We start from the raw sequence: 11,733 nt of genomic DNA, 5'->3' as shown, positions 1-11,733 counted from the left end.
TAAAATTATGTGATTATAAAACTATAAATCGAAAAAGAGGGATGGCTATTTCCGCCAAATATAATGAGGCACTATCAACCATCGGATAACTCCTCCCACTTTCATAAAAAAGCGGGAAAAAAGCATAAGCCAATTCGTATATATACCGTTAATTCTGCATGCCTTCATAAGTTCAATGCTATTCCCACATAATACACTATAAAAACTCCTATTGCTAATCCCACCGAAGCGCATCACTACTACGTCAAGATCAAGATACCGGTAGCAAATCCTTTCCTTCTGGAAAAAACGCAAAAATAATTCATAGTCACCGGCAATCCGGAAACTCGTATTAAATCCTCCGGACTTTATATAACACGATTTTCTTGCATAAAAAGAAGGATGGGGAGGCATTATGCCATAGGGCAACATCCCGGGGTTAAAATGATTACCCGAATATCTACGAAGCAATCGTTCGCCATTCCTTCTTCTATACAACACATTCCCAAATACAGCATCAATCTCCGGCTGTTCAAAAGTTTGGGCTATTGTTTCTATTACATGCCGATCTTTAAAAACATCGTCAGAATTCAGATAACCGACAACATCTCCCGTAGCCATCCGCAAACCTTTGTTCATGGCTTCGTAAACACCGGAATCTGCTTCACTGATATATTTCAGTCGTCCTTCAAACAAAGGAACATACTTTTCTATTGCAGAAACGGTATTATCTACGGAACCTCCGTCAACAACAATGCACTCTATGTGAGGATAAGTTTGAGCCAGAACAGATCGAAGCGTATCTTCAACCGTTGCCTCCCTGTTCAATACAACCGTTATAATGGATATAAGCATCTCCATGTCCGGGGTACAAGTTACGTCCATCCGCCAAGCGGACAATACGCTCTTTTGATTTTACGGCATCCGTTTTATGGCTGTTCGGAAATGAAGCTATTACTTTCACACCGGGAATATATGAATCGCCTGAAAAAACATCATTACCCAATTTATAAGTTAAGCAACTTTTATCATGCCCCGGCGTCTCCAGTACTTCCAAAACATTTCCAGTAGTAATCTCTATTTTATCACCCTCTCCCAGTATGCTGATATTATTTTCAGTCCATACAATGGGATCATTATGATAACGTGAGAAATTTAACTTGTCGGAACCTAGAGCTTCCTTTCCAAAAGAGGAAGTATAAATGATGCAATCCGGATATGCTTTTATCAGTTCCCTAATCCCATAAATATGATCATAGTGAGTATGAGTCAGGAATACTGCTTTCACAACTTTCCCATCGTTATCCAGTAACTCCTTTACAGGCTGAACATCGCCGATGTCTATTAAAAAAGCCGACTTCCCCTCACTTGTAAGAATATACGTATTTGAAGTAAATACGCTGTTTACGATCCGATGGATATACATTTAATTATGTCCATTAAATGGTTCTGTTGTTGCACTTCCTTCCATATTTATTCCTTCACGAATAAATACTTTTTTGATTGTAAGGAAGATGATTTTTATATCCAGCCAGAAAGAGATATGATCCACATACCAAACATCCAGTTCAAATTTCTTAGTCCAGGATATGCTATTCCGACCATTCACTTGTGCCCAACCCGTAATTCCAGGACGAACTTCATGACGGCGGTATTGCTCTTCCGAATATAAAGGAAGATATTTGATTAACAAAGGACGAGGTCCTACTAATGCCATATCTCCCTTTAGAACGTTGATTAACTGCGGCAGTTCATCTATGGAAAGAGAACGAACTATTTTTCCAACCTTTGTCAGACGAACGTCATCCGGCAACAGATTGCCTTCCGCGTCCCGTTCATCCGTCATGGTCTTAAATTTAATAGCCTTAAATATCTGGGCATTTTTCCCGGGACGAGCCTGGGTAAAGAAGACACCGGCACCTTTATTTGCAAAATGAAGGAAAATGATAATAATAAGTAAGATTGGCCAAATGATAAGTAAGGCAGAAAGAACTATGAAAAAGTCTATCAAGCGTTTAAGAAAATTACGATACATAAATAAATATTCCTTTCAGTCATCAAGTAGTCACTTCATTTATTGTACAGAAGCTCTATTCTTAATTAATTCTCCAGATTTTATAATTTGAGTTTTATCACTAATTTCAATTCCTGTTCTTATTATTCTTGCAGGATTACCTGCAATTAAACAGTTATCCGGAAAACTCTTTGTCACCACACTACCTGCACCAACAAAAACATGATTACCTAAAGTTACTCCAGGTAATATTATTGCACGTCCACCGATTACACAATGGTGCCCGATATAAGTATCACACCACATATGAGTTCCTCGTGAATAATCATGTGCTATAATCAAAGCCTCCAAAGCTATTCGAGTATTATCACCAATATGAATTCCCTTTGGATTTGCCCTATCAATAACAGCTCTCCAAGAAATCTGACAATTTCTACCCAAATCAACTCCCTTTATCTTACGTAGATAAAATGAATAACTAAGATTTATATATCGACTAATTTTTTGTCTTAAAGATAATTTTTCCATATCAAATCTTAATAACATCTGATATATACATAGGTTTGCTCTTCATCCACATAGTCCCCCATGTAAGCCCCAGTCCAAAGGAAGACATAAGCAATGAACATTCTTTAGTCATCAGTTCATCACGTAATCGACTTACCATCAAAGAAGGAATAGAGGCACCTCCCAGATTACCAAATTCTTCCAAATTATAAGGAACCTTTGCCTGAGGAAACTTTAACTTCTTAACAATGCGGTCAACAATCATCTTGTTTGCTTGATGTATTAGAAAATAATCAATATCCACATTACGATCAAGATTATAATCTGCGAGAAAAGATTCAATGGATTTAGGTGGACGAGATATGGCAAAAGAAAAGACATTCATTCCATTAATGAGAGTATGAATAGGAGCCCGAACTATACCGTTCCCAAAATCTTCATATTCAAAAGAAGTAGGATTAGCTGGATGGCGAAAGCCTCCATGTGGAGTCATCAATGCCTCATAGCCCTTACCATAAGTATGAAAATCAACAACAATATCATTAGCGGTTTCATCATACTCCAAAGCAACTGCCGTACCACAATCACCAAATAATGGCACACGACTCTTGTCTTTCATCGACCCCATGCGTAATGCAGTATCACCTATAAGTAATAAAGCACGCCTCACATTACCAGTCGTCAACAAATTGCCAGCAACCGTTATTGCATACATACATCCACAGCATCCCATAGGGATATCCATACAGAAACAGTTCTCCGACAGTGCTAATCTATCTTGCAATATGCAAGAAGTAGGAGGAGTACGATAATCGCCTGTCACAGACTCAAACAAGAGTACATCAATACTATCCCTCTCCCATCCCAACTCTTCAATCAACTTTTCCGCAGCAGCCTGGCACATATCAGATGCACACATACTATCTGGAGCAATATGACGACTTTTTATACCGACCGCATTATCAAACACCTCTGCCTCTTCTTGAGAAAAGAAATCAAAATCTGATGTCTTCACTACATTTTTCGGAACAGCCATAGCCACTCCTTTCATTCCGACATTCTTAATTTTCCACCTTGCCATAAAATTAAACTTTACAGTTCAACATCATATTTTTTCAGGATTTCACGCCCCTTGCCATAAGAAGTAAATTCCATAATATCTTCCGGATCGAACATTACATCAAAAGATTCTTCCAGTAAAGCAATTATGTTCAGCTGATGAACAGAGTCCCATGCTTCTACACTTTCTTTTGAAAAACCATTGTTTAATACAGAGTTATCTACACCAAACACTTCTACAAAAGCGTCATTATATTTTTCAATATCAGTCATTATATTTTCTATTTTATGATTTCAACTTACTATACAATATTTTTCCAGCTTCATTTTTGGGAATTGCATCAATTATCTTCACATCAAAAGCAGATGCCACAAGTTTGGTTTTCTCCACCAACTCTTCCCTAGCCAGATTCACATATTTCTCATCTGTCAAATAAACTGTCATTTTCTCATCCGTACCCACACAAGCACACTCTATCGGATATTTTCCCTTAATAATCTGTTCACACTCATCTAGTCCGATGCGCATTCCATACAGCTTTAAGAAACGTCCCATACGTCCTACAATATAGTAACATCCATCTTCATCCCGATAGGCAAGATCACCGGTACGCATAAATCCGTTGCGTTCATCACCCAATAACAAATCCTCGCGCCTACGAGCATATCCCATCGTCACATTCTTACCACGATAGCACATTTCTCCTTCTGTATTCGCCGTATCAATAATACTCCCGTCGCTGTCTATCAAGGACAATTCAGCATTCGGAACCGCCTGACCTATACTACCACACTTTGAAATCGCCCACTCCGGTGGAAGATAAGACATACGAGCAGTACCTTCCGATTGTCCGTAAGTAGCAATCCAACGCTTTCCATGGTCACGACAATACTCTGCAAATTTTAAATTTAATTGCCGAGGCATTTTGCCACCACCTTGAGTAAGTAATGTCAAGTCAGGAAGATCCATACGAAAGAAACGCATCAGATTTAATATTTCAAAACTGTAAGGAACACCTGTAAAACTAGTAGCTCGCTGTCCCTTCATAAAATCCCAGAAGTTTCTATCAGTCATACTCAAGTTTGTAATGAGGATTGTTGCACCAACATAAAGATGACTGAACACCACGGAAAGCCCCATAGTATAGTACAAAGGAAGAACCAGTAAAGGACGATCTGCTTCTGTAAGACCGAAGAACGTTGATATATTCAAAGCTGCCGCTTCTATGTTACTATATTTATGGCGCACAAGCTTGGGACTACCTGTAGATCCAGAAGTGGGTAGTAAATGCGAAAGTTCCTCGTACAGAGGACAAGTATCCATTCCCGTACGTAAAAGCGTATAACCATAGCGTTCCATCACCGTCTCATAGGTAAAAGTGGCTACTTGACTGGAAGGAACACAAAGAAATGCAGGACGATAGAGATCAAACAAATTATGGTACAATCCTTGTTCTGTATGCGCATTCAGTATTAGCGGAACATTACCCGAATTGATACTTCCTATGCTCCACGCTATTCCACCTACATTATTTTCCGTAAGTAAAAAAAGTAAAGAACGTTCAGGAAGTAAGCTATTGATTTCTTCCGAAAAAGACAATAATTCACTATACTTCAAGATATGTCCTGAAGAATCAATTGCAGCAACTGCATCATGCGGTTGCCTATCTAAATGTAATATCATATATGTCTGTTTATTTTAAATAGAGGCACAACCATCCACACCAAGGATATGCCCTGATATATATGAAGCACGGTCAGAAGCAAGAAAAGAGACAGCATTGGCTACATCTTGTGGAGTTCCCAGTCGTCCGAGAGCTATTCGACTGATACGATTGTCAATCTTGTCACCGTTTGCTTCATATAGTTCTTCAAAACGCTCCGTTTTAATGATACCGGGAGCAACTGCATTCACACGTATTTGCTGCGGAGATAGCTCCTTGGCAGCCGACTTAGTAATAGCTATCACAGCGCCCTTAGAAGAAGAATATGCCACCTGACCTGGTGAACCTACCACACCTGTAATAGATGCAATATTCACAAAGCATCCACCACCCGTACGTGTCATCAGACGAGATGCTATTTGTAACATATCTATCAAAGAAAAGACATTCACACTATACATTTTTTCCAACAAATCCTTTGTGACCATACCTAACTTCTGATTAGCTATAATGGCCGCATTGTTCACTACACAGTCTATACGTCCCTCAGTCTTGTAGATAGTCATCAACGCACTCTTCATGGCTGAACTATCAGTTACGTCAAAGCAAATTGGAACGACTTTCACCTTGTTACGAGCAGAACAATCAGCAGCCCACTCCTCCATATCTCCAATTTGAAGGTCATTGACATACACAGTAGCACCATCCTGTGCAAACTGCTCTGCAATAACACGACCGATACCACGACCGGCACCTGTAATGAGAGCTATCTTATTTTCAAGTAATTTCATATCAATATAATGTTTTACCTCCATCTATTATTAATGAATGCCCTGTTACCCACGCAGAAGCGTCAGACAACAGATAAACAATAGCAAGAGCCACATCCTGAGGTTCACCATAGCGTTTTAACGGATATGTCTGCATATCCTTTAACATGTCCTCCTCAGAATAGGAACGACCTGCAAGCTTCGTATTTACCATACCCGGATTTACACTGTTACATCTCACTTTAGGCGCCATTTCTAACGCCACATTTTTCATAAATACTTGTAAAGCCCCCTTTGATGCACCATACATTGCATTACCAGGAGCAGTAGTATAGATCCCTCCCACAGATATGGTGAAAACAATTGAAGCCCCCTCATTAAGTTTCTTCTTCCGGCAAAGTCTTTGAGTCAGATACACTGGCGCAAGCGTATTAATGGACAGAATACGTTCCATATCATCCTTGTTAATGAACTTCACCGGCATTGGCTTAGTAACACCGGCATTGCTGACAAAACCGTCCAATTTGGGCAAACGCGCGACAAGATCGTCAAGGCATTCCTGACTGGTTAAATTAGCGACCTCCGCTGTATGCCCCTCACCTTCCAACATACCAAGAGTTTCGTTAAGCCCTTCCACATTAATATCTGTAAGGATAAGTGTTGCACCCAATTTGGCACATTCTACAGAAGTGGCTCTACCAATACCACCAGCTGCTCCAGTAACAAGGATTGTTTTTCCTACAAGCGAAAAAGGATTATAACTCATTCTTCCGACTTTGCTTGAATCGTATTGAACAAATCCTGAATAGTGATAGCCGCACTCATATCGCTACCTTTTAATGTTACACCATATTCCTCATCTATCATGGCTATAATAGATAAGGCTACAAGTGATGAATAATCTTCTAACTCGTGGAACACTGTCTCAGGAGTGAGTACACTTGCATCAGTTTCATCGAACTGATCAGCAAAATTCTCAATGAATTCTTTGATTTCCATAATTATTATGATTTTAAAATAATATTATACAAGTTTCTTGGCTGGATTTCCAAATACGGTTGTACCAGATTTGACCCTTCTAATCACAAAACTACAAGCCCCAACATTGGCCTCTGATTCTACCACTACATTATGACTTATCACAGCCGAAGTATGGATATTTACATGATCTTCTATTATTATACCACCAACACACGTAACATGAGTATCAATACGATTCCAATTGCCAATTTTATCATCATGCCCTATAACAGTATAGGATTGAATCATATTGAAATCGCCTATTTGAGCATCATTACCAATAACTGTATACGCACCGATAAAATTACCTTTTCCCAATTTTGCATTAGTATAGAAACGAGCTGTCTGATGAATCAGATTAATAAATTCACCACCCCTACCCTGAATTTTCTCAATGCACTGTTTACGTTGTTTATCTCCTATTGAACATACAAAAACATCTTCATCTTGTGGCTGATAGTTTTCAATTGTTCCAATAATAGGAGGATAATTTTCAAACTGGTCCAATGAGGGAAAGTCATTCAAGAATCCTTTTACAATGAATTCCGTTCCATACCCTACACACTCTAAAGCGTTGGAATACATGGTACGTCCCATACCACCAGCTCCAATTATAATTAGTTGCTTCATAATTATTTTATACTACTTCGTAATATTTTTTAAAGTTACCTTTAGTTGCATTATTTTTCTAATTAATTTTATATCACGAAAACAGGTTCCCCCTGTCATTCTATAAAGAAGATATTCAAATAAGAAAGCAAACAGGTTAATTCCACTCAAACCATAAAGTTTTTTTTGTAGAACCTTCACCTCGGGATATGTTTTTATCTCGAAATTATCATATTCAAACGTTTTATCTTTATCAATCTCCATCTCCGAATAGAATGTCAAAGCGGCACAATTGCTTCCACTTCCGTCAAAGCCCCAATTCCGAACTTTTGAAACCTTCGGATAAATACAGTATTTCTTATTGAAAGCACAATATAATCTCCATAATAAATCTCCAGTAGCATTACTCCGCTTTCTATACATCATCCTATGTATAGCAATCCCCTGATTAAGCTTTACTGCTTTAAAAACTGTTTTAAAAGAAGAGAGAATTTCGTCAGCAACAGTAGTAGTAAATGTAGGCTTCTTGTCAAACCATACGCCTACTCCCCACGCATTATATCCTACAATCGGATAAGCATTGAATGGATATGTTTTCATACAGCTATAATTATATCCTAATTCAGTATAGCCGCAAATAGCAATCACCTCAGGATTATCTTTATATTTATTCAAACCAGTATTAATATAGTCAAGGAAATTTGGCGAAAACTCATTGTCATCTTCACTGAAGATATAACAGTCAAATTTTTGATGTACTATATCTAAGAGATCACGTGCATTTCTGGTTGCTCCCATATTCTCTTCTCTACGGATGACTACTACATTTTTAAATCCAGTAATGGTAGGAAGATAATTACAAATTTTTCTATATCCCTCCCAATGAGATTCCTTTGCAGGAAAGTCTAGCCCAACATACAATTCCGTCTCGTCTGCTCCGGTACATTCCGACAATGTATCGATGCACCGTTTCAAATGTTCATATCTACAAAGCGTAGGGATGACAACAGGAGCATATATATGCAATTCATTATTTGTCATTTGTTGAAAAACTCATTATATCCTCTTTTATTTCAATGATATTACATTGAAGAAACAAATTGTTCCAAGAAGGTGTTAGAAGAATTGATGGCATCTTCTTAATGATGCAATCTTTAAATGTAACATGCTTTACAGGACATTTCTCTGTAATTTTATCTTGATAGTTAGTTATATCTGGTATAACACAATTGTTAAATTCAATCCAATTAGTGGTATTAAGACGCAAAGGAGCCGTAAATTCACAATTTAAAATATGAGTTGCAATCTTATTGAAAGTTCCAAGGTTATTAAATGTAGATGACACATCATATTCATTATTTATGAAAATGCAATTTCTCATATATACATTGTCATTTCCTGTTTCAGGATAGACCCTTACTCCATCAGGTTCAAAATCAATACCGGCTTTGGGAGCTGTCCCTTTTATGGAATCTATCCCACAACTTTCAAATAATGAATTTTGAATCACTACATTTTGCGCACCTATCGTTATCCCATTTCTACGAGCATATTTAATTTTCACATTTTCAATTATTAATCCCTTCGAACATCTGTTTGAGATATGTTCATTTGAATAATCTGAAGTATACAATATACAATCTCCAAAGGAATTCTCTATCGTAATATCTTTAAAGCGAAAATTGGAACAAACTCTACAACAAAAAATATGCCCCCACTCACCATAATAGTTTGATCTCTTAACGAAAGGTGAGTTATAGATATGTTCTCTTACATCTCCAGAAATAGATCCTTTACCATCAATTATTACATTATCCTTTCCATACTCCCAAAAAACAAAATATGCACCTTGATTGGTCGGAAGCATCCTAAAATGATTTTGAATAGTAAGATGAGTATTCGATGGTATAGTAAATATCCTCAAAAAAGAATATTCATCTTTATACAAATCCGCATATTTTCTCTTTTTCACCTTTCCCACCATTGAATATGGTAATTTATCACCAAGATTTGCTTCACCTTTGTAAGGTAATTCAAAAAAATAGTTTCTATCAGCCTGAAAATAAATGTGACAAAAATGAAAATCGTCAGTCAATGACAATGCATTCTTGATAATACAATTTGAGACGAAGTCTGGAGAATTATCAAAATAGAACCATGAATCATAGACTTCATCATTATGCCACGTTCCTAATATCAAAATATTCAAACCTATGACAGGTCCTTGACTTTTAACCGTCAAAACACTATTATTTCCCTCAATTATACCATTATCAATATACCCTTTTCCTTCTATCGCCAACTCTGCTCCTGATGGTAAAACTAAGTGTCGTCCATCCAATTCACATTTAACATCGACAATCAATTTAGAATAAACTCTAGGCAACTTTTCCGTACATAAAATATTATCTTTTGAAAGCTGAAGAACCGTACTGACACGAATAGATACATTTACTGCCGTAAATCCCAGAGTAGTATAAAAAATCAAAAGAATACTAACAATCACTCTCATAATAGAAGTATGATATACAATATTTTTATACATAAGAATATTGCACAACTTTTTTATAACGTTATATACTTAGGTAATTTCAATATATCACAACGCTTTCAAGTATATAAATCGTCTTATAAATATCAATATCGTATACTAATCTGTATCAGGAGAATTAACTTTTGCAGATGTTATAGCACTTGGGGGAAGTGACAATATAACAGAACCTAATATGAATAGATAAAGCCACATTAATCTAAAAGGATAGTCTCGTATCATATTGCAAATCACATACAACACCAAAAAACCCCAAGTTTGATTTGAACGATATTTATAAAATAAAGACCAATATAAAATGGAAACTAATATAAAACCAATAATTCCATTTATAAAAAAGAAACGTTTATAACTTGCACATCCATGTAATATATTTGTAGACTCAGTGCCATCACCATAGGCTTTTCTCCCATAACCATTAATTAGATCCCCATGTTTCAACCAATCTTCATAATAAGCATCGAACAACATAGATGTCCTATTATTTCCTGAAAGTTCACCATCGACAAACATCAGTCTACTCAATATTTTCTCATTAAATATATTATCACCATTATTATAGGTTAAACCAAAAATGTAAAAAGCACATGCAAGCACTCCTAAAAATAAAATATATTTTAGAACATGTACCCCTTTTAAAAGATAATGAAGACACAAACCTATAAAAAGGAGACCATAAGCAGCCAATGACAAAGAAAATATAATTGATAGAAGATATATATAATTAGATTTATCTTTAAAATTGAATCTATTTATAAACAAAAGCAAACAACAAGTACTTCCAACATGTCCCGGTTCTAAAAACATGCCACAAAAACGAGGGAGTAACTCTTCCAATATATTATCTGCCCCCGCAATAAATAAATAGTAAACTTCATGAGTATAAAAATCCGTTGTATCTGAGTAATAATGAGGCAAAGGAATTCCTGCCAAATACAGAAACCAGCCAATCAAAGATATACAACAAATACATTTCATAAACCAATCAAATCCATGCCAAAGCTTAATTTTAAAAGCAATACTCGATAAAACAATGAATATTGAAATAATTATAACAGAACTAAGGTTTAGAAAAGAAAGAAATGAAAATGATACTGTATTATGAGTATAATTATATATAAAATTTATAATAAGCAAAAAAATCACCCACAATGATTGTTGAGGAACTTTTACTTTCAATAAGCAGGGAAGTAATACAAGTGCACATGCAAAATTAACAAGAGACTGTGGAAATCGCCATGTAAAATACAATTCCATGGACACACACATAGCTAATATTAGAAAATAGATAGCTGGCTGTTCCTTATTAAATTTAGTAATAAGCATGTTAGAAGAAATAGTATAGGTCTATAAAATAAGACTTTATATTATAGAGAAAATAATAATACTTCATTAGCAATTCTTTCAATATCCTCCTTTGCCAAACCATAGTACAAAGGCAAGCAAAGTATTCTTTTCGAAATATCCTCGGAAACAGGCATTTCTACATAAGGAAGTATCTGTGTAAAGGTATTCACTGAAGGATAGAAATAGCGTCTTGGATAAATGTCTTCAGCATTC

General features: G+C 36.3%; 15 protein-coding genes. All 15 read right to left on the bottom strand.

Annotated elements, in window-relative coordinates:
- Window positions 1-45: 45 nt before the first annotated feature.
- On the bottom strand, window positions 46-840 hold the full coding sequence (locus BACCELL_RS19455) for a glycosyltransferase family 2 protein (protein ID WP_052309571.1): 795 nt from the start codon (window positions 838-840) through the stop codon (window positions 46-48).
- On the bottom strand, window positions 785-1,405 hold the full coding sequence (locus BACCELL_RS19450; protein ID WP_007213733.1) for an MBL fold metallo-hydrolase: 621 nt from the start codon (window positions 1,403-1,405) through the stop codon (window positions 785-787). The genes BACCELL_RS19455 and BACCELL_RS19450 overlap by 56 nt, the downstream gene beginning before the upstream one ends.
- Window positions 1,406-2,014: a sugar transferase gene (locus tag BACCELL_RS19445; protein WP_007213732.1), complete on the bottom strand. Its 609-nt coding sequence runs from the start codon at window positions 2,012-2,014 to the stop codon at window positions 1,406-1,408. It lies immediately after the preceding gene.
- 39 nt (window positions 2,015-2,053) lie between these two features.
- Window positions 2,054-2,521 carry an acyltransferase gene (locus BACCELL_RS19440; protein WP_007213731.1) on the bottom strand — a complete coding sequence of 156 codons (468 nt, stop codon included), beginning with the start codon at window positions 2,519-2,521 and terminating at the stop codon, window positions 2,054-2,056.
- Window position 2,522: 1 nt separating this feature from the next.
- Window positions 2,523-3,581 (bottom strand): 3-oxoacyl-ACP synthase III family protein, encoded by a 1,059-nt coding sequence (locus tag BACCELL_RS19435; protein ID WP_007213730.1) that lies wholly within the window; start codon window positions 3,579-3,581, stop codon window positions 2,523-2,525.
- Window positions 3,582-3,592: 11 nt separating this feature from the next.
- A complete protein-coding gene (locus BACCELL_RS19430) occupies window positions 3,593-3,832 on the bottom strand; it encodes a hypothetical protein (protein ID WP_007213729.1) in 240 nt (79 codons plus the stop codon).
- 13 nt (window positions 3,833-3,845) lie between these two features.
- Window positions 3,846-5,243 (bottom strand): AMP-binding protein, encoded by a 1,398-nt coding sequence (locus BACCELL_RS19425; protein ID WP_007213728.1) that lies wholly within the window; start codon window positions 5,241-5,243, stop codon window positions 3,846-3,848.
- A 15-nt stretch (window positions 5,244-5,258) separates the two neighbouring features.
- Window positions 5,259-6,014 (bottom strand): SDR family NAD(P)-dependent oxidoreductase, encoded by a 756-nt coding sequence (locus BACCELL_RS19420; protein ID WP_044154239.1) that lies wholly within the window; start codon window positions 6,012-6,014, stop codon window positions 5,259-5,261.
- 1 nt (window position 6,015) lies between these two features.
- Window positions 6,016-6,759 (bottom strand): SDR family NAD(P)-dependent oxidoreductase, encoded by a 744-nt coding sequence (locus BACCELL_RS19415; RefSeq protein WP_007213726.1) that lies wholly within the window; start codon window positions 6,757-6,759, stop codon window positions 6,016-6,018.
- A complete protein-coding gene (locus BACCELL_RS19410) occupies window positions 6,756-6,992 on the bottom strand; it encodes a phosphopantetheine-binding protein (RefSeq protein ID WP_007213725.1) in 237 nt (78 codons plus the stop codon). The genes BACCELL_RS19415 and BACCELL_RS19410 overlap by 4 nt, the downstream gene beginning before the upstream one ends.
- Before the next feature lie 24 nt (window positions 6,993-7,016).
- Complete coding sequence (locus BACCELL_RS19405; protein ID WP_007213724.1) at window positions 7,017-7,643, bottom strand: acetyltransferase; 627 nt, start codon at window positions 7,641-7,643, stop codon at window positions 7,017-7,019.
- Between the two features lie 12 nt (window positions 7,644-7,655).
- Window positions 7,656-8,663 carry a glycosyltransferase family 2 protein gene (locus BACCELL_RS19400; RefSeq protein ID WP_007213723.1) on the bottom strand — a complete coding sequence of 336 codons (1,008 nt, stop codon included), beginning with the start codon at window positions 8,661-8,663 and terminating at the stop codon, window positions 7,656-7,658.
- Complete coding sequence (locus BACCELL_RS19395; RefSeq protein ID WP_044154137.1) at window positions 8,653-10,134, bottom strand: glycoside hydrolase family protein; 1,482 nt, start codon at window positions 10,132-10,134, stop codon at window positions 8,653-8,655. The genes BACCELL_RS19400 and BACCELL_RS19395 overlap by 11 nt, the downstream gene beginning before the upstream one ends.
- Before the next feature lie 138 nt (window positions 10,135-10,272).
- Window positions 10,273-11,499 (bottom strand): hypothetical protein, encoded by a 1,227-nt coding sequence (locus tag BACCELL_RS19390; RefSeq protein WP_007213721.1) that lies wholly within the window; start codon window positions 11,497-11,499, stop codon window positions 10,273-10,275.
- A 41-nt stretch (window positions 11,500-11,540) separates the two neighbouring features.
- Window positions 11,541-11,733 (bottom strand): DegT/DnrJ/EryC1/StrS family aminotransferase (locus BACCELL_RS27160; protein ID WP_007213720.1); only part of this gene is annotated, 193 nt, incomplete at its 5' end.

The organism is Bacteroides cellulosilyticus DSM 14838 (genome assembly GCF_000158035.1).
GTDB lineage: Bacteria > Bacteroidota > Bacteroidia > Bacteroidales > Bacteroidaceae > Bacteroides > Bacteroides cellulosilyticus.
The sequence above is the reverse complement of the archived record's forward strand: the minus strand, read 5'-3'. Positions and strand labels throughout refer to the sequence as shown.